Genomic DNA, 24732 nt, shown 5'->3' on the forward strand with positions numbered 1-24732 from the left:
CAGGTCCTGTGGGGTATTTTACTCGGCTAAATAACCACCATCGATTGGATAAACCCCTCCAGTGCAGAACGCTGAATTATCTGACAGCAAAAACAATATAAAGTCTGCTATTTCTTGCATTTTTGCCATCCTTTTCATGGGGTGACTGTTTGCAAAACTACGTACGATATTTTCAGGGAATTCACTCATTCGTGGGGTTTGGACATAGCCGGGAGCGACAGCATTAATCCGAATGCCTTGACTTGCAAACTCTAGCGCAGCGGTTTGGGTTAAACCGATTATACCATGTTTAGCCACGGTGTAAGGCGCTAATCCAGGAATGCCAACCAGACCATTGACTGCAGATAAATTAACTATAGAGCCACCAAATTTCATCATCTCCGGTATTTCATATTTTAGGCAGTAAAAAACACCGCTCAATGAGGTGGCAATAACCTTATCCCAGTTTTCAACTGTCTGCTCTGTTATGTTTTTACCATGTTCACCCGTTAAGCCTGCGTTATTTACGGCATAATCGAGTCTGCCGAAATATTTGATAACCTCATCTATCATTTGCCGTACTTGTTCAGGCAGTGACACATCACATCCGATCCCCAACGCTTGTTGTCCCAGTGAAGATAATCGTTTCGCTTTTTGTTTAGCCTGCTCTGACGAGCGGGATACAATAACAACCTTCGCGCCATGTTTGTGTAATTGCTCGGCGACTGCCTCACCTATACCTGCAGTACTTCCTGTTATGACAGCAACTTTATTCTGGAAATTCATAACTCCCCCTATGAAGTAGAATTGAGTCTTTCATCAGGGTTAGTATACAAATTAGCTATGACAGTTTTTGTCAGTACTCTTTCTCCTCGCAAATTCCTTCTTTTATTCTCCATTTTTTCAATAAAACTGTCCTGCTTTCACTATATAGGGAATCCAGTTGTATCATCTCTTCAATTTTGTCAGTTCTAAAATGACGAAAATCATTTCTCATCTCACACCATGCAACCAAAAGCCAGCACGACTCCATATATACCAATCCGATAGGCCATATAACCCGAGAAGAGTAAGTATCTTTCTTGTCACAATACTTTATTTTTATTCTGTGTCGCTTTTTAATAGCATTGCGGATACCTGCAAAAAAGATCTCATTGTTTTCTGAAGGACCAATCAGATAGGACTGACTCTCAATAAGGTTTTGTAATTCACCGGGAATGACAGCGTGTATTTTGGCAAGTGCAGTCCTTGCGATATTTTTGAAGTCATAATCCGTATTATGTGATACCCAATTTAAACCAAGTGTAATAGCATTAATTTCTTCATGGGAAAGATTTAAGGGTGGTAAATGGAAATCAGACTTAACGATATAACCAATTCCAGCACCCCCCTCAATGCACACGCCTTGATGCTGTAGCGTTTTTATATCTCTGTAAATGGAGCGCACACTTATTCCCAATCTTTCAGAGAGAGTGGATGCAGTGATTGGATATCTTTGCGCCCTTAATATCTGTAGTAATTCGAGAAGCCTTTCTGTTCTGGTCATGTTGATAAATCCATCTTAAGCCTGAGAGGCTATCTTAAATCATCTGTTGGATAAGCATCTTAATCCAAAGTTAGCGTACACACTTAAGTTGAACTGCCCACATTGATTAAGGATGCCCCATTGAACTTACAGCTCAAAGAAGACGGCCAGACTTGATGGCGTTCCGGCTACGCCAACTTTCAGATTACGAAGTCTCGAGTAAGGACAAACAACTCTTCTCAGGTCACAAAACTGAAAGCCAAGTTGTGGTTTATGACAGAAAACTGAGAATTTCTCCCACATAGGATCTTCCAGTATTGGGCAAATCAGAAGATGATGATGGCGAGCTTTATACTAAGCGAATATACCGACACTATACCAAGTGTGACATGAGTCGTTGAAAGGAATTGAGCTAAGTGTTTGAATAGTGGCGGAGAGAGGGGGATTTGAACCCCCGGTAGAGTTGCCCCTACTCCGGTTTTCGAGACCGGTCCATTCAGCCGCTCTGGCATCTCTCCGTTTTGATGGTTGCCATGATGCCAGGTAATTTGGCATTTTAACAGACCCAGTTCCGTCAATTTCGTTCAAGTGACGAGTTTGCGAGCAAAACGATGATTAAGTGGCCCTGGAAAGAGCAAGAAACAGCCCGAAATGACGACTGGCCCTGGGATAACGCCCTGGCTATTCCGCTTCTGGTGAATCTCACCGAGCAAGAACAAGCCAGACTAATCGCCCTGGCCGAGCGTTTTTTACAGCAAAAAAGATTGGTAGCACTTCAGGGGTTTGAGCTAGACCCGCTAAAAAGTGCGCGCATTGCTCTGCTCTTCTGTTTACCTGTTCTGGAATTGGGGATCGAGTGGCTCGATGGGTTTCATGAAGTTCTCATCTACCCTGCCCCATTTGTTGTCGACGACGAATGGGAAGACGAAATTGGTCTGGTACACAATCAACGTGTCGTTCAGTCCGGGCAGAGCTGGCAGCAAGGTCCGATAATTCTCAACTGGCTTGATATTCAGGATTCCTTTGATGCCTCAGGCTTTAATCTGATCATTCATGAAGTCGCGCATAAGCTGGATATGCGTAATGGCGATCGCGCCAGCGGAATTCCGGCGATTCCTCTGCGAGACATTGCCGGCTGGGAGCACGACCTGCATGCCGCAATGAACAATATTCAGGATGAAATCGATCTGGTAGGGGAAACCGCATGCAGTATAGATGCCTACGCTGCAACCGATCCGGCCGAATGCTTTGCCGTATTATCCGAGTATTTTTTCAGCGCACCTGAATTATTTGCTCCACGATTCCCGGCTTTATGGCAGCGTTTCATCCTGTTTTACCGCCAAAACCCAATGCAACGGTTACGTGATAACCCCGAAGATGACCATTATCGCTCATCAAATGTGCATTAACACTGAATTTGAAGATTAATTAACCAATTGAAATGACGCGCTAATTTTACTGTTGACACCTCAGGGTGAGGTCAGTAATATGCGCCTCGTTCACACGATTCCTCTGTAGTTCAGTCGGTAGAACGGCGGACTGTTAATCCGTATGTCACTGGTTCGAGTCCAGTCAGAGGAGCCAAATTTAAGAAGCCTGCTTAAGGAAACTTGGGCGGGCTTTTTGCTTTTCAGGCTTACATAAAAGCATCCTGCATAAGCGTTCTGCCTGTTGTACCGCCCCTATTTCATGTCGCATCACACCATTGATTAAAGTTATGTAAATGTAAATCGTTTAAACTTTGCAATTATTGTAACTGCTAGTGATTATCATTTATTGTACGCGAGCCAAAAGAACGAGCCCTGCTCGGTTCACTGTACGTTCCAATTACTCTGGGATATAAACGATGAATGCTCTGCCTCGCACCGGACTGCGCCGTATCACGCTTGCCTCTGCCCTGGTCTTCGCTGTTAGCCTGCCGGCTTTCGCCCAGGAAACATTAACGCTTTACACCACCCGTGAACCGGGCCTGATTCAGCCTTTACTTGATAGCTGGACAAAAACCAGCGGCATCAAAGTCAGTACGGTTTATATCAAGGATGGCATGCTTGAGCGTGTCAAAGCAGAAGGAAAAAATTCCCCTGCCGACCTGCTGATGACCGTTGATGCAGGCAATCTCCTCGATCTCGTGGAAGCGGGTGTGACCCAACCGGTAGAGTCAGAAGCGTTGAAAACCGCCATTCCTGCTAACCTGCGCGGTGCGGATAATCAGTGGTTTGCGCTTTCTATGCGTGCCCGTGTACTGTATGCCGAGAAGTCACTGCCAATCGATAACTGGCATTACGAACAACTCGCCAGCCCGGAGTATAAAGGTAAAGTCTGTATCCGCTCCGGGCAGCATCCGTATAACACGGCGCTGATCGCTGCGATGATTGCCCATCACGGTGAAGCTAAAACCGAAGACTGGCTGCGCGGCGTGAAGGCTAACCTGGCCCGTAAAGCCACCGGCGGCGACCGCGACGTTGCCCGCGATATCCTCGGTGGAATTTGTGATATCGGTCTGGCTAACTCCTATTACGTCGGCCATATGAAAAATGCCAAAGAAGGCAGCGATGCTCGCCAATGGGGCGATGCCATCAAAGTCGTAAAGCCAACCTTTGAGAATGGCGGCACGCACGTCAATATCAGCGGCGCTGCCGTTGCCCGCTATGCGCCAAATAAAGCCGATGCCGTTAAGCTGATGGAGTATCTGGTTTCCGCGCCTGCCCAGCAGCAGTATGCGAAAGCGAACTTTGAATATCCGGTACTGAAAGGCGTAACGCTTGATCCGGTTATCAGCGCCACCATCGGTGAAATTGATGTCGATAAGACACCGTTAACTGAAATCGTGAAGTATCGTAAACAAGCTAGCCTGCTGGTAGATAAAGTTGGATTCGATCAATAAACCTTTGCAGTTTCCAGCGTTACGCGGCCTGGTTTCCGGGCCGCAGTCATTATTAACGCCGTTGCATCTTGGCGCGCTGTGCGTGGCGCTTGGCGTCCTGACCCCCGTCATTGCGCTGATCTGGCAGGCTACCCAGGCCGATTTATCTCACTGGGATAATCTCCTGACGTGGGTGTTGCCTGCCGCGTTAAAAAATACCGTACTGTTGTTAGCGGGTGTCGCCGTGATGGTCGGCGTCATTGGCGTAGGTAGCGCATGGGCGGTGACGGCATGGGATTTTCCTGGACGCAAAATTCTCAGTTGGGCGCTACTGTTGCCGCTGGCGATGCCGACCTACATCGTCGCCTTTGCCTGGCTCGATCTGCTGCATCCGATTGGTCCCCTGCAAACCTTTATTCGTTTCTTACTGGGCTTTGACAGCCCACGACAGTTCCGCCTGCCAGATTTACGCTCTCTTTCCGGTGCAATAATTCTGCTCGGCTTAGTACTTTATCCTTACGTGTACCTGACCACCCGTGCCATGTTTATCAGCCAGCCGGCTCATTTACTGGAAGCCGCACGTACGCTGGGATGCAGCGCGACCGGAACTTTTTTTCGTGTTGCCCTCCCCATGGCACGTCCGGCCCTGGCCGTTGGCATCAGTCTGGCATTGCTGGAAACGCTTAACGACATCGGCGCGTCGGAACTCCTTGGGGTACAGACGTTAACTGTTACCGTGTACACCACGTGGATCTCGCGCTCCGATTTATCTTCAGCGGCGCAAATCGCCTGCATGATGCTGATGTTTATCTTCTTTATTCTGACGCTGGAATTTTATGGCCGCAGAAAACAGGGGTTCAGCAGCCGCAGTCTGCGGGAAATTCAACCCACGCGCGTGCAGGGTTGGCGCGGCTGGCTGCTTGGTGCCGTTATTTCGCTGCCGGTTGTGCTGGGTTTTCTGGCCCCGGTGCTGTTTTTAATGTGGGAAAGCGCCAAACGTATCGGCAATGACAACCTCCTTTCCCCCTCGTTACTGTCAGCATTACAAAATACGCTCTTGCTCGCGGCGGGAACCACGCTGGTGGTGGTTTGCGTCAGTATGTTGGTAGCCTGGAGCGCACGCCATAGCGCTGCAGACAACGCGATGCCGGGGTTTCGCCGTGGCGTGATGCGTCTGGCCTCTTTAGGCTACGCGGTTCCCGGCACAATCCTGGCGATTGGTTTTTTAACGCCGGCCATGGCGGTTGACCGTTGGCTGGCTGACTTGCTGGATGTGCGTGGCCTGCCGCTGATGTCAGCCGGGATCCTGCTGGTCATTTGTTGCGCCATGCGTTTCCAGGCGATTGCCATCGGCGCGCTGGATTCCGGTCTGGGACGCATTCCACCTTCGCTGGAGCAGGCTTCCCGGCTGTTGGGCGAGAATGGCGCGGGCACGTTTGCACGGGTTCATTTCCCTCTACTGCGCCCGGCGCTGGTAAGCAGCGCCCTGCTGGTTTTTGCCGACGCGATGAAAGAGCTACCCACAACATTACTTTTGCGTCCGGTTAACTTCGAAACGCTGGCAACATTGCTGTATGCGGAAGCCGCTCGTGGAACTTATGAAGAAGGTGCAATCGCCGCGCTAATGATTGTTTTAGCTGGCACGCTACCGGTTATTTTATTGGTGCGTCACCAAATGACTCGCCGGGGTTAAGAGAGTAACAATGTCAGAAATTGCATTACGCCTCCAGGATGTGCACGTTGCCTATGGCAACAGCCAGCAATCGGTACTGAATGGATTTTCAATGTCGGTACGCAAAGGGGAAATCGCCTGTCTGTTAGGGGCTTCAGGCTGCGGGAAAACCACGGTTCTACGCGCCGTTGCGGGGTTTGAACGACTGCGAAGCGGAGAGATCTATGTGTCTCAGCATCGTGTTGCCGCTCCCGGTGTTCATCTCCCGCCTGAAAAGCGTCATGTCGGCATGGTTTTTCAGGAATATGCGTTATTTCCGCATCTGACCGCGCAACAAAATGTCGCCTTTGGATTACGCCGTATGCCGCGTGAAGAACAGCAGGCCAGGGTGGCGGAGCTGTTAAAAATGGTGGAATTACATAGCCATGCCAACCGCTATCCCCATGAACTTTCCGGCGGTCAACAGCAGCGCATCGCGCTCGCGCGTGCGCTGGCACCGCATCCGGAAATTCTGTTGCTGGATGAACCCTTTTCCAGCCTTGATAAGCGCACGCGCGAGCGTCTTGGCAACGAGGTACGGGATATTTTGCGCGCTGCCGGGCAAACGGCACTGCTGGTTACCCACAGCGAACACGAAGCGCAGCTAATGGCAGACCATATCGGCGTGGTAAAAATGGGGCAGTATCAAATTAAAAAAGCGCCCCACCTTATCTGACGATAAACCTGGGCCGCTTTAATATTAAAAATGCTGCTGAACCTGGCTGATGTTCACCGGCATACCGGAGCGTCTTTCCAGGGCCTGATTCCCGCGGCTCACATCCACGCCACTCCCGCTGATAAATGTGCGCAAAGCGGGAGTGATCGGCAAGGGAACCTTTCTGTCAGACTCGTACTCAGAACGATTTCGTGACAGCGGCTCATGCACTTCTACCCAGCGGCTGCCGTCTGGTTCCTCGCTGTATTTCACCGGGCGGTCAATCAGTTGCACACGCGTCCCAACCGGCACCGTGTCAAATAAGTACTTAATATCGTCATTACGCAAACGGATGCAGCCCTGGCTCACCCGCAGACCAATACCAAAGTTAGCGTTAGTGCCGTGAATGGCATAAAGCCTGCCGATATAAATCGCATACAGGCCCATCGGGTTATCTGGTCCGGCAGGCACAAACGCCGGTAAGGTTTCCCCGCGAGCAGCATATTCCCGTCGGGTATTCGGCGTCGGCGTCCAGCTCGGCGCTTCCTGCTTACGCTCGACCGCCGTCACCCAATTACGCGGCGTTTCTCTCCCCGCCTGTCCTATGCCAATCGGCAAAACTTCAACCGTGTTTGTGCCCGGAGGATAGTAATAAAGACGCATTTCGGCGACGTTGATAACAATGCCTTCACGCACGGTATCCGGCAAGATCAGTTGCTGCGGCACCACCAGCGTTGAGCCAGACTTAGGCAGAAAAACGTCTACGCCGGGATTAGCCTCGAGCATATTGCTCAACCCCTGCCCGTACTGCGCGGCAAAGGCCTCCAGCGGCTGGGTGTTTCCGGGCGGGACCGTAATCGTCAGCGGGCTACCTACCAGACGACTACCTTCTGGCGGCAGCGGATAACTCACCGCGAGTGCTACCTGACTCGCAAGCAGCATGATGAGTGAACAAAGCAGTTTTACACGACGCATCTTTTTCCTTTCCGTTGCCGCAGCAGATATCCGGTAATTATAGCTTTTATTATCTGTTTTAGTGGGTTACGAATTCAATGCGCAAAAATAAACCTCGCCATGCGGCGAGGTTCAGGGGGCACGTAACTATGCTTCTTTACCATCCGGTAGCACAATGTTGCTGGCGGCTAACTGCCCCATGTTGTGGTACATCGCGCAGGCTGCCTCAATAATTGGCATCGCCAGCGCGGCCCCGCTGCCTTCACCTAAACGCATCCCCATATTCAGATACGGATCCAGCTCCAGATGCGCCAACGCGGTGCGTGCCCCCTTCTCAGCAGAGAAATGTGACGGGATCAGATAGGGTTTAATCTGCGGTGCGATCTGGCAGGCCGCCAGCGCAGCAGAGTATGAAAGAAAACCATCCAGCACGACCGGCAGCCCACAGGAGGCCGCGCCCAGCATCACACCCGCCATGCCAACCAGATCAAATCCGCCCACTTTTGCCAGTACATCGATACCGTCATTGCGATCCGGTTGATTGACGGCAATGGCTCGCCGCACAACCTCTACTTTATTACCTACTCTGGAAAGCGGCAGGTTAGCGCCGATGCCCACCACATCTTCGGCATCGCTGCCGGTCAGCACGCTGACGATAGCCGCCGCGGGCGTGGTATTTGCCATACCGAGTTCACCCACGCCAAACAGCGTTACGCCCTCTTTCGCCAGTTCATGGGTATAGCGGATAACTTCCAGCAGCAGTTCCTCTGCCTGCGAACGGCTCATTGCCGGGCCCTGGGCAATATTGCCGCAGCCGCGCGCGACGCGCATATTCACCACGCCGGGGATAAGCTCCGCGTCAATTCCCACGTCAATGACATGCACCTTTGCCCCAGCCTGAGCGGCCAGAACGCAAACGCCGGTCGTCCCACGCGTCATATTGGCGGCCTGAATAGCCGTGACCACTTTAGGCGAAACGGCAACCCCTTCATCCCAGACGCCATGATCGGCGCACATCACCAGCATCGCTTTGTCCTTCACATGCGGCACACCTTTCAGGCCAGGCATACCAGCCAGTTGCACGGCAAGAGATTCGAGCCGACCAAGACTTCCCGGCGGCTTTAGTAAGCCATCAATATGCTGCTGAGCACGCAGCATCGCGGCACTGTCAGGTGAAGGGATCGTGTGGAGTAAAGAGGTTAAAGTCTGCATAAGGGTTCCAGTATGTTGGCTGACTCAAAGCAGAGCCAGCAAGAATATCAACTCGCCAAGTTCAATGGCTGCGCCCAACGTATCGCCGGTTTGCCCACCCAACGTACGTTTTAATAACTGCCCAAGAATGAAAATCGCCACCATCGTGACAGCCATCGCTGCTATGCCGCGCATGCCCGGAAGCAGCACAGCGGCCAGGATTGCCGCCAACCCCAGTGTGACGCAGGTTTGACGCCCGGTAACTTTGCCGATAAAGACATTGCCCAGCCCTTCTTCGCGGGCGTAGCGATGTCGATACATCAGCAAAACAGCGCTACCCCGCCCGGCGACACATGCCGCAGCCAGCGCCGCCAGCATTGGCGTGCCACGTAAAGCCAGTTCGCTCACCACCAGCACTTTGGCCAGCAAAACGAAAATTAACGCCAGCCCGCCATGGGTTCCCAGGCGACTGTCGCGCATGATTTCCAGCATCCGTTCGCGTCGACGGGCAGAAAAAATACCGTCACAGGTATCCGCCAGACCGTCCAGATGAAAACCGCCGGTCAACAACGCCAGCGTCAATACGGCAAATAAGGCTGCCAGTGGAGTACCACACCAGGGCTGCAGCGCCATAAAGACCAGCCCCGTCAGCCCGCCCAGCACCACGCCTATCAGGGGAAACATCACGATACCGCGCGAATAGTGCTCGAAATCCAGTCCTTGCGACCAGCGAGCAGGAACGGGCAAGCGGCTGATAAAAGAAAGCATTGCCCAGAACAACTTACTCATTTAATTTTGACTCCAATTCCTGATACCACCAGCCACACCTCATCAGCTGCCGTCGCCAGTCTCTGGTTCACGCGTCCGGCAATATCGCGAAAATGCCGGGCCAGACGGTTCTCCGGAACAATCCCCATTCCGACTTCGTTAGTCACCAGGACCACCGTTGCCGGGCAACGGTGACAGGCAGCAATCAGCAAACGGATCTCATCCTCGATGGACTGCTCCATCGCCGCGTAATCCCAGCTATCCGGGTCGCTGTCACCGCCCAGAGCGAACAGCAGATTGGTCACCATGGTGGTGATGCACTCCAGCAAAATGGCTTCCTGAGGATCGTTTGTTGCCGTAATCAGTTCATCGAGATGTTGCCAGCGCTCGGCAGTACGCCAGTGCGCAGGGCGTCCATCGCGATGGTGCTGAATTCGCGCCGCCATCTCCTCATCAAAAATCTGCGAAGTCGCGATATACAGAACGTTTGGGGAATCAGCGATTAGCGCTTCCGCATGCCGACTCTTGCCGCTTCGTGCGCCGCCCGTAACCAGAATCATCATACGGGCTCCCGGTGTTGCTTCATGATGGTATAAATTTTCTCAATATCGATGTGTTGCCGCATCGCATCCGCCAGCAGATCAAACTGCTGCGATTTATATTGCGCGTAATGGAAGGTGGAATCCAGCGGTGCTAATCCTTTGCGTACGCGCAGGCCATTCACCAATGCACGGGTAAATTCATCGCTGTCGAACAGACCGTGAAGATAGGTGCCGAACGCCAGGCCATCCGGTGTTACCGCGCCGTCAGCCACATGTCTGCCTTCTTTGCGCAGCGTCATCACCGAATGGCATGCTGCGGATAATGCCGTTTCGCCCATATGGATTTCATAACCGCGAACGGATAAGTTTGCCGCGCCCGCCAGCCAGTCGGGCAGCGAAGAAGACATTTTCCCCTCAACCAGGGTCGTGGTTTTATGCTGGGCAAAATGGGTCACCGTATTAAGCAAGCCCAGACCCGGCAGCGTACCGAGCCCTGATTCCACCTCATCAATGATGGTATCGCCGAGCATTTGGTAACCACCGCAAATCCCCACCACCGGAACGTTATTACGATGCAATTGCACGACGCCATGCGCCATTCCGCTTTCACGCAGCCACACCAGATCGCCCAGCGTGTTTTTGCTGCCTGGCAGAATCACCAGATCGGCCCCCGCCAGTTCTTCAGGCTGGCGAACATAGCGCACGCGCACATCCGGCTGAGCAGCAAGCGCATTGAAATCAGTAAAATTAGAAATGTGCGGGAGTTGAACAACGGCAATGTCGATGTCGCGTTTGTCAGTACGCAGATACTTGCCCTTTTGCAGCGCCACGCCGTCTTCATCTTCCAGATCAACATCCAGCCATGGCATGACGCCCAGCACCGGAACGCCGGTCAGCGCTTCAATTTGCTCGATACCGGAGTACAGCAACGCCACATCACCGCGAAACTTATTGATGATCACCCCTTTTACCCTGGCCCGTTCATGGTCATGCAGTAGCGCCAGCGTGCCGTAAATAGAGGCAAACACGCCGCCGCGATCGATATCGGCCACCAGAACGACCGGGCATTGCGCCATCTCAGCCATGCCCATATTGACGATATCGCGATCGCGCAGGTTAATCTCAGCGGGGCTTCCCGCGCCTTCCAGCACCAGCACATCGAACTCCTGCGCCAGACTGTTATATACTGACAGGATCTGCTCCCGCAGGCGCGGCTTATACTCGTGGTAACTCACCGCATCCATATCGGTCGCCACTTTGCCCATCAGCACAACCTGCGCTTTACGATCGCTGGTCGGCTTAAGCAGCACCGGATTCATACGCACATCCGGCGTAATGCCGGCCGCCTCAGCCTGAAAAATTTGCGCGCGGCCCATCTCTTTACCCTCTGGCGTAATGCCCGAGTTCAGCGCCATATTCTGCGATTTGAACGGCGCGGTACGCAGTCCGTCCTGGTAAAAAATTCGACACAGCCCGGCGACCAACACGCTTTTACCCACATCAGATGCCGTTCCCTGCAACATTATTGCCTGCGTCATGACGCCTCCTTCAGTGCGTTCTCTCGCATACGACTAAAAAATTCAGCCTCTGTTTTACACAGCGGGAAACCCAGCTCAGTATGCAGCTTCACCAGCCAGGGCTGAGTCAATCCAGCTTGTTCAATAAGATCCGTCCGGGCGAAAACCTCACCCGGCGTGCCGTGCGTCAGCACTTCGCCCCGGCGTAAAACGTAAACTGCATCGCTGACCTCATAGATAAGATCGATATCATGGCTGGAGATAACCACGTGGTTTCCTTGCGCTACGATGCGTTTGATTATCTCAATCATCTGCGTGCGGCCTGATGGGTCAAGGCCTGCAGTAGGTTCATCCAGTAGCAGATATTGCGCCTGCAACACCAGCGCACCGGCAATCGCCACGCGTTTTTTTTGCCCGTGGCTTAAACACTGAATAGGCTGATGGCGAAAATGCTGGGCATCAACCAGCGTGAGCGCATCTTCCACCCGACGTGAGATTTCAGCTTCATCCACCCCGAGGTTGCGCAGACTGAACGCAATATCGCTGTCGATATCGGTATAAAAGATTTGCTGATCGGGATCCTGAAATACGGTTGCCACCTGCTGGCGCAGCGCCAGCAGGCCGCGCTTGCTGTAATCCAGCGGTTTGCCCTGCCACATCACCGCGCCTTGCTGCGGTCGCAATAACCCGCTCAGATTCATAAACAGCGTGGATTTCCCGCAGCCATTGGCCCCTACCAGCCCGGTGACGGCATGCGTAGAAAAGTCCAGCGTTAGCCCTTTGAGGATCGGGTCATCCTGATAGCGAAACCAAAGCGCTGAAGTGGCAAGCATACTTTTCCTTACAGGTGAAAATCACCTTGATACAGTTTGATATCCAGTGTGGTGGTCATTTGCTGGTAGCGGATCAACACACGGGTAAATAACAATCCCACCAGCATCGCCAGCGAGCGGTAGCCCAACGGCAAGCTACGATAACCAAAACGCAGCGTTTGCGCGCGATGAATAGCCAGCGCCTCGTCTAACAGGATAAAAATAAACCGCCAGGTCAGCAGGATCTGTTCAGTCAGCAGGCGAGGAACGTGTGCGCGTTTGAGTAAAATAATCAACTGCGGAAACGGCAGATTCAGCACTAACCAGAAGGTTGCCGCCAGCGCCGCAAGGCTGCGCCAGAAGGTTTCATTGGCAGTGACCAGGCCTGGCGCGCTCACGCCTAACCAATAGCTTCCTACGGGGATACTGGCCAGCAGGGTTTGCGGATCGCGGCTAAAACTAAACAGGATGGTCACAACACCAACCGTCAGAAAACCAAACGGCAATGCCATCCAGCGGCACCAGCGCCAGAAGGAAATGCGCAGCAGCCAGCAGCTCAGCGCGGCAATCAGTAACAGCTCGATACCCTGCCCCAACGGGGGCAGGGTAAACGCCAGAATCATCATCATCAGCCAAAGCAAAAATTTCCGCACCGGCGAGACATGAAACCAGCGGCTTTGATAGCTAAGCCTGTCAAGCCCGGTCATCACGGCGTTGTCTGCCCTTGGTGTAACCCAGAATGTAGAAAATTACGGCTGCGCCCAGCGACCCCTGGAGCGTAAACAGCAGGCTTTCAATTTCGCCACTTGCCGGTTCGTACAACGGCTGGAACCACGGCTCATAATGCGGGGCGATAGCCTGAATCTGGCTTTCCGCCTCACCATCTGAACCACCGTACTCTCCACCGTGGTTGATAAAGAACGGCAGGATCACCAGCGCCACCACCATGCATAACAAAATCAGCGTCTTTTTCATCGTTAATGTCCTTGTGCGGTTATCAACTGGCGTTTGGTTAGCTGGTCATAAATCATTACGGTGAGCAGACCTTCCGCAATCGCGATGGGGATCTGCGTCAGGCAGAAAATGCCCATGAATTTCACAATCGACCCCATTGCGCCTGCGGACGGATCCGGGAACGCAACGCCCAGTTGCACCGAGGTAACAAAATAGGTGACGAGATCCGCCAGCATGGCGCACAGGAAGACGCAGACATCCCGGCGTAGCCCCGCGCGGCAGGCCATTTTCCACACCATGTAACCTACTACCGGGCCAATCACCGCCATCGACATACCGTTGGCGCCGAGCGTCGTTAAACCACCGTGCGCCAGCAGCAAGGCCTGGAATAGCAGGACGATTGCACCGAGAATAGCGACCACACCCGGTCCGAACAGGATAACCGCCAGCCCGACACCAGTCGGATGCGAGCAGCTTCCGGTAACGGAAGGAATTTTCAGCGCCGACAGCACAAAAATAAACGCGCCGCAGAGGGCCAGTAACACTTTTTGGTGGCTGTCTTCCTGGACGATTTGACGCAAGCGCACTAATCCGTACCACAGGCAAGGTAAAAACAGCAGCCACCAGGCCAGCGCCCACATTGGCGGCAAGAAGCCTTCCATAATGTGCATGGCGAACGCTTGCTCAGGGACAATCATCAGTAATAGCGCCGCAGCCAACCCGCTGAAAGACAGCTGTTTTAGCTGTTGTTCAAGCTTCATTGTGCATACTCCCACTGTTTATTAACCAGAATGGTCGAGAAATAAGGCAGCGGCTGGTCGTCGCTGACTTCGTTGAGATGACGCCAGCACTGCTCACCCGGCAGCGTGGCTTCAGACATCATCAATGCGCAATTCAACAAGCCCTCTTGTTGCAGCAACGCTTTGATGCGCGCAAAACGACCGTACACTTTCATCAGCACCAGGCTGTCATGCTGCTTTAACGCCTGCTGGATTTCCGCTTCCGGCGCGGTACAGGAGACCACCGCCAGCGACTGTTGCTCCATGGCGAGCGGCGTTTTCGAACGCGCGGCAATCGCGGCAAAAGAGGTCACGCCCGGAACGATTTCCAACCAGTCAGGACAGCCAATACGCTGGAGTAAAAAGACCCAAGTACTAAACAGCATGGCATCACCAAGGGTAATAAAACCAACCTGTTTACCGGCCTCCACTTCCTGAACCAGCGCGGCGGCAACCTCATCCCAGACAGCCTCTTTTTCAGCGCTGTCGGCACTCATAGGAAAATGGCAGCAGCGGACTTCGGTCTGCTCGCCGATATACTCCCGCACGATCGACAGCGCCAGGCTATCGCCGCCTTTACGCCCGGCAGGCGCATAGAGAATATCGAGCTGACCCAGCGTCCGTGCGGCGCGCACGGTGATGAGATCGGAAGCGCCTGGCCCGGTGCTTAACGCGTACAGTTTTCCGCTCATGCCGCTTCCTCCAGCGCCACATTCAGCGCCTGCTGTAAATGCGCCACAAACATGGCGCGCACCGCTGGATTCTCACCCAACCCACTGAGCCACGGCGTAGCCCGTATCCCGGCCGCATTAAACAATGTCTTCCACGAATCGTCTTCGTCGGAGGCCATATCATTGATGGCATGGTCGCCAGCAACTAACATCAGCGGCATCAGATGCACCGCCGTCACCCCTTCCTGAGACAAACTATCAATTAACACATCCACTTCCGGGTAGCTTTCCACCGCCCCGACCCGCGCCGGGTAGCGCTGCGCCGTCATCATATGATCGAGACAGGCATAAGCGGCAAAGGCATGATGGCTGGCTCCGTGCCCCATAAAGACCACTTTTTCCTTTTCGCCAAGCGGCGGCATCTGCTGTTGCAGCGCCAGCATCAGCTGCGCGTAATCTTCATGGCTGCTCAGCAGCGGTACGCCGAGCGTCAGGCGAGAAAACAGCGGACGCATACTTTGTACTTCGCGGACAATTTTTTCGTATTCGTCACCGTTGATGATGTGCAGCGATTGAATAGCCACATCCTGATACCCCTGCTCTGCCAGCTTTTGCAGCGCCTGCAACGGCGTGTCGATATCAATGCCGTCACGCTGCTTGAGCTTGCGGATAATCATCCCGGAGGTAAACGCACGGAACAGGTCACGATCCGGGCAACTGGCTGCGAGATCGCGCTCGCAGGCCACAATATTTTTCTCACAGGTGTCGTGATAGCTGGTGCCAAAGCTGACCACCAGAAGCGCCTTTTTCATCTCTAACTCCTTAAGCAGCGGCCAGCCAGCGCGTTAAACGCGCCCCAAATGCGGCCTGACTTTCCAGTAACTCTTCTCCCGTCACCAACGGTGCAGGACGTGTAATCACGATGCAGGGGATACCGGCATCCAGACAGGGTTGAACTTTTTCCTGATAACCACCTTCCGCACCAGATGCTTTGGTGATCACCACATCAGCCTGACACTGACGGTAAAACGCGGCGTTGAACTCGGCGCTAAACGGCCCGCACAACGCAAAAATCTCACCGACGCCAAAGCCCAGATCCGCGCATTGCTGAATGACCTCAGGTACAGGCAGAACACGCGCCAGCAGCGTTTTTTCCGCTAATCTTTCACGCCAGATGGCTAAATCTTTACTGCCGGTGGTGAGCAACACGCGTTTACCGAAGCGTCGCGCCACCTCGCAGGCTTGCTGAATACTCTGTACGGTAAACAGATGCGGGTGGGTTAAACCACTCAACTGCTCAGGACGTTGGTAGCGGCTCAGCAGCACGCCCGCCGCTTCGCAAGCGCTCACGATATTGCGGCTCACCACCTCGGCATACGGATGCGAGGCATCAATCACCCAGCGCGTCCGATTTTCCTGCAGCCAGGCAATCATTTGCTCACGCTCCAGACGTCCGCAACGCACCTGGCCTTTGATGTCTCCCGCCAGCTGCTTCCCCGTTGGGGTCGCCACTGACAGGGTGTAGGCCACGTTTGCCGCATCCAGTTGCTGGCACAGCATGCGCGCATCGCTGGTACCGCCCATGACCAACACGTCACCGTAATTCACAGCACATAACCTCGTGGCGTGATCATCAGGCCGTCCTGCACGTAGGTTGTTTTGTTGCCAACGATCACCAGACTGGTCATATCAACCGGCTCAAAGTCCATTTCACCGAGAGTGGTCAGCCATTTTTCCTGCTTTTTACGTCCGGCTGACTTCACGATACCGACCGGCGTTTGTGCGCTCTTGCTGGCGGAAAGCAGCTCAAATGCGCGCGCCAGATGTCCTTCACGACCCCGACTGCGCGGGTTGTAGAAACAGATGACAAAGTCGGCTTCGCCAGCGGCAACGATGCGTTTTTCGATAACCGGCCATGGCGTCAGCAGATCGCTTAAGCTGATGTGGCAGAAGTCGTGCATCAACGGCGCGCCCAGTAAGGAGGCGGCGGCGATGCTGGCAGTCATGCCTGGGATCAGTCTGACCTCAACATCCAGCTTTTGCTTACTGACCAGCTCCAGCACCAGCCCGGCCATCCCGTAAATCCCCGCATCACCGCTGCTGATGAGTGCCACATTGTGACCCGCCTGCGCCAGTTCGATCGCCGCCTGACAGCGTTCAATCTCCTTGCACATCCCGGTTTTGATCACCTGTTTGTCGCCAGTAAAGGCCTTTACCAGATGGGTGTAGGTTTTATAGCCAACGATGATTTCCGCTGCCTGCAGTGCTTCAACGGCTTCCATGGTCATCATTGCCTGCGAGCCAGGGCCAATTCCAATTACGCTTAACATCAGTGTGAAACTCCCAAAGTGATAGTGACGCCCTGTTCGCGCAGGGTCTCGCCTAACAGTTGTCCGTGGCTCAGCAGCCAGGCTGCAGGACCAGAAACGCTTCCTGTACCCACCGTTTTACGAACAAACGATGAGGCCGGAAAACGGTGTTCATGCTCACGCAGCGCGTCAGCGGAAAAGGTTTCGAAAGGCACGCGGCAGCACGAAGCCAACTGGATGAGCCCCTGTTCATCTTTTTTCAGCGTGATACTGCCAATGGCTTTGAGCGCCAGCGGGTCGAGTTGCTGGGCTTCAAGTTGACGGGCAAGCAGCGCAGCCAGCAGTGGAAACGGTGTGTCGCGGCGACAACCAATTCCGGCCACGACCCGCTGCGGCACCAGCTTCCAGTGCGGAACAGGCAGTTCGGGTAAGTTGGTGCGTAAGGTGATACACACCAGCGCATCCAGTTCGGGAAGCTGATTGAGATCGGTTACCGTAATAAAACCACGGCGATCGCAATGGCTGATATCCTGGGTCAGTTCGTCATCCCACCACAGGCCAACCCGCTTGTTGCTGACCAGCATCTGATTCACGATCTTCACCGCCGAACGGAAATCGCTCATCCGGGCATTCAACTGGAATGCCAGCGTATCCAGGGCCGCCATATCGTTGACATCCGTCGCCGTGGTAATAACCGGGTCGGCGCCCAACATGCCTGCCAGATAACGCGCCAGCGCATTCGCGCCCCCTGCATGGCCGGAGAGCAGGCTGATGACATGCTGGGCACGTTCATCAATGACCACCACCGCCGGATCGCAAAATTTATCGTTGACCAGCGGGGCCAGTACGCGTACCGCAATGCCGGTCGCTCCGATAAAAATCAGCGCTGAATAATTCATAAACGCTTCGCGGGCAGTATTGGCAAAGCCGTTTTCAAAGGGAATAAACCCCTCCTCCAGCAGCTTTTCACTGGTAAAACAGGTGACCGGCAGCATAGCAGCCAGACGTTTCGCCAGCACAACGCCGCCTGGCGTCAGGCAAAAAAGCGCAATTGACTCAGGCTTTACGGTATTCATGGCTAAAGTCCGCCGCATAGAGTTTGGAGTAGTGATACTCCGAGCCCAGGAAATCACCGACCAGAATCAGGGCCGTTTTGCGGATGCCCGCATCGCGAACCTTGTCGCCAATATCCGCCAGAGTACCGCGCACGGTCTGGCTTTCCGGCCAGGTCGCCTTGTAGATCACCGCCACTGGCGTGGTCGCCGGATAACCGCCTTCAATCAAACGCTCGGCCACCCGATGAATACGCTGGACGGACAGATAAATCGCCATAGATGTCTGGTGACTGGCAAACGACTCCAGTTGTTCGCGCTCGGGGACCGGCGTGCGCCCTTCCAGACGGGTAATGATCAGGCTTTGGGAGACTTCAGGCACGGTGTACTCCACGCCGAGTTCCGCCGCCGCACCGAGGAATGCGCTGACGCCGGGCACCACCTGCCAGTCGATCCCGCGTTTGGTCAGTTCCTCGCCCTGCTCGCGGACGGAACCGTATAGTGAGACATCGCCAGTTTGCAGACGCACCACGGTCTTGCCAGCCTTCACGCCAGCTTCCATCAGATCGAGGATCTGCTCCAGATGCAGTTCAGCGCTGTCGTGGCATTCAGCACCGGCGGGGCAATATTCCAGCAGTTCGGTGTTAATCAGCGATCCAGCGTAGATAACCACCTGCGCCTGCTGTAGCAAACGGTAACCTTTGAGGGTAATCAGCTCGCGATCGCCAGGACCTGCGCCAACGAACCACACGCTACGGGGATCAAAAATCTCAGACATGGTTTCCTTCCTTCTGACAGGCGATAACAAATACGGGGTTATTCGGTTTGAAATAATGACCACTGCCAAGCGTGGTAAGCGAGGAAACCTGGAGCTGCAGGCAATCCACTCCCTGTACGCCAAGATGGTCCAGATGAGCCAGCGCGGTATTGAGGTTTTCTTGGAGGATAAACGTCATTACCAGCCGCCCGGCGGGATGCAGTTGACGCATCGACCAGTCAATGAGATCGGTCAGATGCCCACCGCTGCCGCCCATAAAAATGGCATCGGCTTTTTCGGCGATGGTCATTGGCGCAACGCCGGGAAAAATGTCGATATTTGCGCAGGCAAAATGCTGGCGATTTTCATCCAGCAACCTGAGCGCCGCCGGGTTACGTTCGATTGCCGTCACGCGCAATCCAGGATATTGCAGCGCCGCTTCTATCGACACGCTGCCTGTTCCCGCACCAATATCAATCAGGTGACTGGCGCGGTGTAATTCAAGTTTTGAGAGGGCAAGTGCGCGTACCGCTTCTTTGGTCATCGGCACCTTCTCTCCACGCAGAAACAGCTCATCTTTCATCAAGGATCACCACTGCATTCATGTCATAGTCGGCATTAATTTCACTCACAGGCAGGACATGGATCCGCTCGTTTTCCATCGCCAGGTTTTCGCCAATAACCATCCAGCGATGTCCCTTGCCTCGAGTGATTAGCTGCTGCGCGATTTCACGTGGGCCGCACAACGCATCTGTAACCATCCCAACCTTGTTATGTCGGGCCAGTTCATCGAAACAGACGCTGCGCCCGTGGCTACTGGTCAGCCACATATCGTTCATATCGATACCGGACTGCGCGCACAGATACTGCACCGCGCTAATACCGGGAATAATGCGTACCTGCCCGATGCCAAAATGCGCCACCATGCGCGTCCCAATGCCGTAGAACAGCGGATCGCCAGACGCCAGCACGACGACATGCTTATCCTTGTGCGCAGTTACCCAGTTCAGGAGCTCCGCGATATTGGCGCCAAGAGCAAACCGTTCACCGGTGAAATCCGGGAATTGCTGCAAATGCCGTTTTCCGCCGACCAGCACGTCAGCCGTTGCGACCGCTTCACACGCCGCAGGCGTCATCAAATGCAAACCCGCGGGTCCCATTCCCACAACGGTTAACATTGCATCTCCTCAGCAATTTCTGCGATCGGGCGATTACTGCCAAGCACCTGATTGTCAAACGAGAACATGATGGCGTCGCAGGTCGGGGGATTTTTGGTAAAGCGCAACGTTCGCAGAACGCGCATACAGATACGCTCCGCCAGATGGTTATAAATATGCTGAAAGCCGTACGCGTCGATGTGTTCCATCGCCGCTTCGGTAGTATCGCAGTCGCTGACCAGCCTCAGCAGTTCCAGCGGCGCGCCAAGCAACGCGAGATGGGCCACCAGCGTTTCCATGCGCGCATCGGCAATATGGCTGTGGGTATGGAAGATCCCCGCCGCGATTTTGATAAGTTTCCCGGGATGTCCCACCAGCACGATTTGCCGAAATCCCAGACGGACGGCTTCTTCAATCATGTAGCCGACAAAGTTGCTCATGGTGACCACAACCTGGGTGTCGATGCCCATCTGTTCACGCACAAAACGTTCACCGTGGTTTCCCGGCACCAGAACCACGCGATCCAGACCCGCCGCGCGTTTAATTTCCAGCTCCAGCGACAGCGAACGCTTCCAGCTCTCTTCCGACATTGGCGTGACGATACCCGTGGTGCCAATAATCGAAATACCGCCCAGAATGCCAAGCCGAGAGTTGTAAGTTTTTTGCGCCCGCTCTTCGCCTTCCGGCGCGAAGATTTCAATCTGCGCCCCACGATTTGGACCAATCGCTTCACGTACCGCCGACTCAATGGTCTGGCGAGGTGTGCGGTTAATCGCCGAACTCCCCACCGGTAGACCGATCCCTTTGCGGGTAACCGTACCGACCCCTTCACCGCCCTGTAAGGCGATCACGCCACTATCATCTAACGTCACGCGGGCAAAAATCAGCATGCCATGCGTGGCATCGACATCATCGCCACCGTCTTTACGGATCGCGGCTATCGCCTGCTGCCCTTCGATATGCGGCGATTCGACGTTCAGGCACAGCGTCACCCCGGAAGGCGTCACGATGGAAACCTGATGGATCAGGTGCTGGCGCAATACCATCAGCGCCGCCACTTTTGCAGCCGCCGTCGCGCACGATCCCGTGGTATATCCTTTACGCAGCGCTTTGCCGTTGTGCCACACCGGCGTATCGAAGGCCTCGCTCATCGCGCCCCCTGCATGTGATAAAGCATGGCATTGACGATAGCAGCGGCGACGTTACTCCCCCCTTTACGTCCTAACGCAGCAATGGCCGGCAGGTTGCTTTGGGTCAGGGCATCTTTCGACTCTTCAGCACCAACGAACCCGACCGGTACACCAACCACACCGCTAACCGCAACATCATGCTCAAGCAGGCGGAACAGCGCTGTCGGCGCGTTGCCAAAAACAAACAGCTTTTCCCCCTCTTCTTTCACCGCAATATCGACAGCCGCCATTGAGCGGGTGATCCCCTGCTCTTTTGCCGTACGTACGACTCGTGGATCGCTGATATAGCAGCGGCACTCGCCGCCAAATTTTGCCAGCAGCGTTTTATTGATCCCGGAAAGGGCCATGGTGGTATCGGTATAAATCACGCTCGAACGGCTAAGCGCCGAGCAGAACTGCTCCAGCACATCACTGGAAAACCACAGAATGTCCAGCCAGTCGAAATCCGCCGTGGTGTGAATGACCCGCTTGATAATGGCTTCATGCAACGGACTGGCAAACTGATAGTCCGGACGGGTTTCACGGATAATCTCGCCAATAATGTCGAAACTTTTGGCCTCAATAGCCTGGGGTTGCTGGATATATTGCATAGTGTTGTCCTCAGGCTACACCGACCAGCAGCCACCGCAGCGCGATAAACAGCGCCAGTGCCAGCGTCGATGCCACCCACATCAATCGAATCGTATGGGAAATGTCGTCTACCGAAATGTCGCGTTGCGCATCACCAATCCACGGTTTCTCAACGCGCTCGCCAAAGTAGTCATTAGGGCCACCCAGACGAATACCTAATGCCCCGGCAACGGAGGCCTCCGACCACGCGCAGTTTGGGCTACTGTGGTTGTAGCGATCGCGCCAGCCGATCTGCAAAGCACGCGAGCCGTCCTGACGGCATAAAAATGCAGCCGCGCCCAGCAACAGCCAGCTCAGTCTCGCAGGAATATAATTTGCGACATCATCCAGACGCGCGCTGACCATACCGATAGCGCGGTATTTTTCATGTTTGTAACCCACCATGGAGTCAAGGGTATTTACCGCTTTGTAGGCCATCGCCAAAGGCGCGCCGCCGAGAAGAAGGAAAAACAGCGGCGCGATGATGCCATCAACGGTGTTTTCGGCCACGGTTTCCACCACGGCACGATTGATCTGCTGAGGTTGTAATTGCGAGGTATCGCGACCCACGATCCATGATAACTTTTCCCGACTTGCGGCAAGGTTACCGGCACGCAACGGACGTTCGACATCCTGCGCGGCGTTCGCCAGACAGCGCCCGGCCAGCACAGTAAAGATCATCCAAACCTCCACCATCCATCCAAGCCAGGGATGAATAGAGTGCGCCAGCGCCAGTACGCCCCAGGACACAGCCCAGGTCAGGCCAACCACCACTACCCACATCGCCGCGCCACCAATGCGCAACGCACGATCGCTATGGCAGTGGCGCCGCACGACTCGCTGCATGGCAGAAATCAGATTGCCAATCCAGCGCACCGGGTGCGGCCAGTTCTGCGGATCGCCGATAATAAAATCAAGCAGCCAGGCAACACACCACGCAAGGATCGTCATAGCGCGCTCCTCGCGGCTGCCAACCAATGGTTAAGCATCTGCGGACGTTGGGCAAAATGAACGTGTAGATAGCTGGCGAAAGTGTTACCCACCTGCCAGCCGCCGGACCAGGTCTGCAACGTTTTGCCATCGCGCACTTTGCGACAGTGCATCACCGCGGGAGTTTCAGGAATAAAATCTGAGTAGTGAAATTCATGCCCGCGCAGCACTTCGCCTTCTGCAGCTAACAAGGTTTGCTGCGCGGCCTGCGCCTCGCAGTAGCCAAATCGGGTCAGACGTTTCCCCATTTTGCTGTGACCGGGAATGATATCCGCCATCAACCAGCTATCACCGTGGCTGTCCTCCAGCGAACTGCCGAGATACATCAGCCCACCGCACTCGGCGTAAATCGCCACGCCGCGGTGATGTGCGGCTCGCAATTGCTTAAGCATCGGGACATTGCGGGCCAGAGCCGCAGCATGTAACTCAGGGTATCCGCCACCCAGCCAGATCATCTGACAATCAGGTAAACAGGTGTCGTGCAACGGGCTAAAACGCACAATCTTCAACCCCGTGCGTTCAAGCAAAGTAATATTGTCCGGGTAATAAAAGTTGAACGCTTCGTCATCAGCGATAGCAAGCGTTAGCCCTTCTCCGGCATCAGTATCGGGAAGCGTAGGCCATTCACCCGCAGGGAGGGTGTTTAGCTGGCTTAATTTCAGTAGAGCATCGATATCCAGCGTCTGCTCCAGCGTCGCGGCAAAGGCCTGCCACGGCTGCTGATTGATAACAGATTCACGCGCGGTAACCAGCCCCAGATGACGCTCCGGAAGCGCAACGCCTTCCATACGGGGAACGTAGCCTAATACAGGAACGGAACAGTAACGCTCAATCGCCACCTTCAGCAGCTGATAATGCGTTTCGCTGTTGACCCGATTAACGATCACCCCGGCGATGTTCAGCGTGGGATCAAAATGCTGAAAACCCATTACCGTTGCGGCTATCGAGGTGGAAACAGCTTTACCATCAACCAGTAAGATGACCGGGCAACCTAACTGTTTGGCCATCGCGGCGGTACTGCAGTAGTTCGGGTCGGTACCATAACCGTCATACAACCCCATCACGCCTTCAATCACGGCGATATCGGCATGTTGCATCTGCTCGCGGAATAAAGCATTGAGAGTGGAAGCGGGAAGCATGAAGCTATCAAGATTGCGGGAAGCGGTACCGCATACCGCTGTATGCCAGCCGGTATCAAGGTAATCAGGCCCCACTTTGCAAGGCTGGACGCGTAAACCGCGTTTTTTCAACAAGCTCAACAAGCCCAGCGTCACCGTGGTTTTACCACAGCCGCTTCCGGTACCTGCAAGAACAAATGCGTGAAAATTGGCCGCCATACCCTGATCCTGTTCAGGGTGGTAGGGGTGTAGAGATACCCAGTCTCTCGACTGTATGCATCTGAACCACCCACTTCCCACCGAAGTTGTTGGTAGTCACTGACAGGCAGGTCTTCTGGCTTAGCGTCATCCTCACCCGTCCTTCCCAATCTTGCGATCAGTGGTCCATACGGGGTCGTCAGCATCACAGCAGCGGGGGCTGCGGGGGATTATCACCCCCTTCCCTACCACAAATGTGGCAAACCTGTCAGTTCAGGAGCCTTAATTAAGCTCCCTGTTATGAGGTAAATTCACGACCTCATGACAATAATTCAATTTAATATCTTTCCGGGTTCATTCAACCAATTATCTGGCATAAACCCACTTATTCACATGGTCACATTTTGAATGAAAGTGTCCGCAAAGAATAA

Annotated in this window: 27 protein-coding genes, 2 tRNA genes, 1 pseudogene and 1 riboswitch; of the genes and pseudogenes, 6 read left to right on the plus strand and 24 right to left on the minus strand. The window is 54.2% G+C overall.

Annotated features, from left to right (window positions below):
• Positions 1-18: 18 nt before the first annotated feature.
• Entirely contained in the window at positions 19-765 is a 747-nt protein-coding gene (locus FDW97_RS06385; RefSeq protein ID WP_137350783.1) for an SDR family NAD(P)-dependent oxidoreductase, read from the minus strand.
• Between the two features lie 70 nt (positions 766-835).
• Positions 836-1525 (minus strand): YafY family protein, encoded by a 690-nt coding sequence (locus FDW97_RS06390; protein ID WP_087856006.1) that lies wholly within the window; start codon positions 1523-1525, stop codon positions 836-838.
• Between the two features lie 176 nt (positions 1526-1701).
• Here FDW97_RS06390 and FDW97_RS23620 point away from each other — a divergent pair.
• A pseudogene (locus tag FDW97_RS23620) lies at positions 1702-1809 on the plus strand (integrase); the annotation flags it as partial.
• A 123-nt stretch (positions 1810-1932) separates the two neighbouring features.
• Here the strand turns inward: FDW97_RS23620 and FDW97_RS06400 are convergent.
• Positions 1933-2022, minus strand: a tRNA-Ser gene (locus tag FDW97_RS06400).
• A gap of 93 nt (positions 2023-2115) precedes the next feature.
• On the opposite strand from FDW97_RS06400, the gene mtfA reads away from it, so the two are divergent.
• The 5 genes from mtfA to FDW97_RS06425 all read left to right on the plus strand — a co-directional run bounded on the left by mtfA (position 2116) and on the right by FDW97_RS06425 (position 6754).
• Positions 2116-2913: a DgsA anti-repressor MtfA gene (gene mtfA / locus FDW97_RS06405; RefSeq protein WP_038641617.1), complete on the plus strand. Its 798-nt coding sequence runs from the start codon at positions 2116-2118 to the stop codon at positions 2911-2913.
• 99 nt (positions 2914-3012) lie between these two features.
• Positions 3013-3088: transfer RNA gene (locus FDW97_RS06410), tRNA-Asn, on the plus strand.
• A 262-nt stretch (positions 3089-3350) separates the two neighbouring features.
• Positions 3351-4388, plus strand: coding sequence for an extracellular solute-binding protein (locus tag FDW97_RS06415; RefSeq protein ID WP_137350784.1), 1038 nt, complete (start codon positions 3351-3353; stop codon positions 4386-4388).
• A complete protein-coding gene (locus tag FDW97_RS06420; protein WP_137350785.1) occupies positions 4372-6060 on the plus strand; it encodes an iron ABC transporter permease in 1689 nt (562 codons plus the stop codon). The genes FDW97_RS06415 and FDW97_RS06420 overlap by 17 nt, the downstream gene beginning before the upstream one ends.
• A 10-nt stretch (positions 6061-6070) precedes the next feature.
• Complete coding sequence (locus FDW97_RS06425) at positions 6071-6754, plus strand: ABC transporter ATP-binding protein (protein WP_085047986.1); 684 nt, start codon at positions 6071-6073, stop codon at positions 6752-6754.
• A gap of 24 nt (positions 6755-6778) precedes the next feature.
• Here the strand turns inward: FDW97_RS06425 and ldtA are convergent, their stop codons facing one another.
• The 21 genes from ldtA to FDW97_RS06530 all read right to left on the minus strand — a co-directional run bounded on the left by ldtA (position 6779) and on the right by FDW97_RS06530 (position 24322).
• A complete protein-coding gene (gene ldtA / locus FDW97_RS06430) occupies positions 6779-7708 on the minus strand; it encodes a L,D-transpeptidase (RefSeq protein ID WP_087856005.1) in 930 nt (309 codons plus the stop codon).
• A gap of 126 nt (positions 7709-7834) precedes the next feature.
• Complete coding sequence (gene cobT, locus FDW97_RS06435; RefSeq protein ID WP_137350786.1) at positions 7835-8899, minus strand: nicotinate-nucleotide--dimethylbenzimidazole phosphoribosyltransferase; 1065 nt, start codon at positions 8897-8899, stop codon at positions 7835-7837.
• 24 nt (positions 8900-8923) lie between these two features.
• Positions 8924-9667 carry an adenosylcobinamide-GDP ribazoletransferase gene (cobS, locus tag FDW97_RS06440; protein WP_137350787.1) on the minus strand — a complete coding sequence of 248 codons (744 nt, stop codon included), beginning with the start codon at positions 9665-9667 and terminating at the stop codon, positions 8924-8926.
• Positions 9664-10209 (minus strand): bifunctional adenosylcobinamide kinase/adenosylcobinamide-phosphate guanylyltransferase, encoded by a 546-nt coding sequence (cobU, locus tag FDW97_RS06445; protein WP_069323548.1) that lies wholly within the window; start codon positions 10207-10209, stop codon positions 9664-9666. Before cobU ends, cobS begins: the two co-directional genes overlap by 4 nt.
• Positions 10206-11726 (minus strand): cobyric acid synthase, encoded by a 1521-nt coding sequence (locus tag FDW97_RS06450; protein ID WP_137350788.1) that lies wholly within the window; start codon positions 11724-11726, stop codon positions 10206-10208. Before FDW97_RS06450 ends, cobU begins: the two co-directional genes overlap by 4 nt.
• Positions 11723-12538, minus strand: a complete 816-nt coding sequence (locus tag FDW97_RS06455) for an energy-coupling factor ABC transporter ATP-binding protein (RefSeq protein ID WP_038641638.1) — start codon at positions 12536-12538, stop codon at positions 11723-11725. Before FDW97_RS06455 ends, FDW97_RS06450 begins: the two co-directional genes overlap by 4 nt.
• 8 nt (positions 12539-12546) lie before the next feature.
• Positions 12547-13224, minus strand: a complete 678-nt coding sequence (locus FDW97_RS06460; RefSeq protein WP_016156861.1) for an energy-coupling factor ABC transporter transmembrane protein — start codon at positions 13222-13224, stop codon at positions 12547-12549.
• Entirely contained in the window at positions 13211-13492 is a 282-nt protein-coding gene (locus FDW97_RS06465) for an energy-coupling factor ABC transporter substrate-binding protein (RefSeq protein ID WP_038641640.1), read from the minus strand. Before FDW97_RS06465 ends, FDW97_RS06460 begins: the two co-directional genes overlap by 14 nt.
• A gap of 2 nt (positions 13493-13494) precedes the next feature.
• Positions 13495-14232 (minus strand): cobalt ECF transporter S component CbiM, encoded by a 738-nt coding sequence (gene cbiM, locus FDW97_RS06470; RefSeq protein ID WP_038641642.1) that lies wholly within the window; start codon positions 14230-14232, stop codon positions 13495-13497.
• Positions 14229-14942 (minus strand): cobalt-factor II C(20)-methyltransferase, encoded by a 714-nt coding sequence (locus FDW97_RS06475; protein WP_038641643.1) that lies wholly within the window; start codon positions 14940-14942, stop codon positions 14229-14231. The genes cbiM and FDW97_RS06475 overlap by 4 nt, the downstream gene beginning before the upstream one ends.
• A complete protein-coding gene (locus tag FDW97_RS06480; protein WP_038641645.1) occupies positions 14939-15733 on the minus strand; it encodes a sirohydrochlorin cobaltochelatase in 795 nt (264 codons plus the stop codon). Before FDW97_RS06480 ends, FDW97_RS06475 begins: the two co-directional genes overlap by 4 nt.
• Before the next feature lie 10 nt (positions 15734-15743).
• Entirely contained in the window at positions 15744-16529 is a 786-nt protein-coding gene (locus FDW97_RS06485) for a cobalt-precorrin-6A reductase (RefSeq protein WP_038641647.1), read from the minus strand.
• Positions 16526-17251 (minus strand): precorrin-3B C(17)-methyltransferase, encoded by a 726-nt coding sequence (locus FDW97_RS06490; protein ID WP_003030278.1) that lies wholly within the window; start codon positions 17249-17251, stop codon positions 16526-16528. The genes FDW97_RS06485 and FDW97_RS06490 overlap by 4 nt, the downstream gene beginning before the upstream one ends.
• The gene (gene cbiG / locus FDW97_RS06495) at positions 17251-18306 is read right to left on the minus strand and encodes a cobalt-precorrin 5A hydrolase (protein ID WP_038641649.1); all 1056 of its coding nucleotides are present in this window, start codon (positions 18304-18306) and stop codon (positions 17251-17253) included. Before cbiG ends, FDW97_RS06490 begins: the two co-directional genes overlap by 1 nt.
• Positions 18287-19060 carry a cobalt-precorrin-4 methyltransferase gene (locus FDW97_RS06500; protein WP_085047979.1) on the minus strand — a complete coding sequence of 258 codons (774 nt, stop codon included), beginning with the start codon at positions 19058-19060 and terminating at the stop codon, positions 18287-18289. The genes cbiG and FDW97_RS06500 overlap by 20 nt, the downstream gene beginning before the upstream one ends.
• Positions 19053-19622 (minus strand): decarboxylating cobalt-precorrin-6B (C(15))-methyltransferase, encoded by a 570-nt coding sequence (locus tag FDW97_RS06505; protein ID WP_038641653.1) that lies wholly within the window; start codon positions 19620-19622, stop codon positions 19053-19055. Before FDW97_RS06505 ends, FDW97_RS06500 begins: the two co-directional genes overlap by 8 nt.
• The gene (locus FDW97_RS06510) at positions 19612-20217 is read right to left on the minus strand and encodes a cobalt-precorrin-7 (C(5))-methyltransferase (protein WP_137350789.1); all 606 of its coding nucleotides are present in this window, start codon (positions 20215-20217) and stop codon (positions 19612-19614) included. Before FDW97_RS06510 ends, FDW97_RS06505 begins: the two co-directional genes overlap by 11 nt.
• Complete coding sequence (gene cbiD, locus FDW97_RS06515) at positions 20211-21347, minus strand: cobalt-precorrin-5B (C(1))-methyltransferase CbiD (protein ID WP_137350790.1); 1137 nt, start codon at positions 21345-21347, stop codon at positions 20211-20213. Before cbiD ends, FDW97_RS06510 begins: the two co-directional genes overlap by 7 nt.
• A complete protein-coding gene (locus FDW97_RS06520) occupies positions 21344-21976 on the minus strand; it encodes a cobalt-precorrin-8 methylmutase (RefSeq protein ID WP_038641659.1) in 633 nt (210 codons plus the stop codon). Before FDW97_RS06520 ends, cbiD begins: the two co-directional genes overlap by 4 nt.
• Before the next feature lie 10 nt (positions 21977-21986).
• The gene (gene cbiB, locus FDW97_RS06525) at positions 21987-22946 is read right to left on the minus strand and encodes an adenosylcobinamide-phosphate synthase CbiB (protein ID WP_137350791.1); all 960 of its coding nucleotides are present in this window, start codon (positions 22944-22946) and stop codon (positions 21987-21989) included.
• Positions 22943-24322 (minus strand): cobyrinate a,c-diamide synthase, encoded by a 1380-nt coding sequence (locus tag FDW97_RS06530; protein ID WP_085047977.1) that lies wholly within the window; start codon positions 24320-24322, stop codon positions 22943-22945. The genes cbiB and FDW97_RS06530 overlap by 4 nt, the downstream gene beginning before the upstream one ends.
• Before the next feature lie 87 nt (positions 24323-24409).
• A riboswitch (cobalamin riboswitch) is annotated at positions 24410-24585 on the minus strand.
• Positions 24586-24732: the final 147 nt, after the last annotated feature.

This window comes from Citrobacter sp. wls708, assembly GCF_005281255.1.
Classification (GTDB): domain Bacteria; phylum Pseudomonadota; class Gammaproteobacteria; order Enterobacterales; family Enterobacteriaceae; genus Citrobacter; species Citrobacter werkmanii.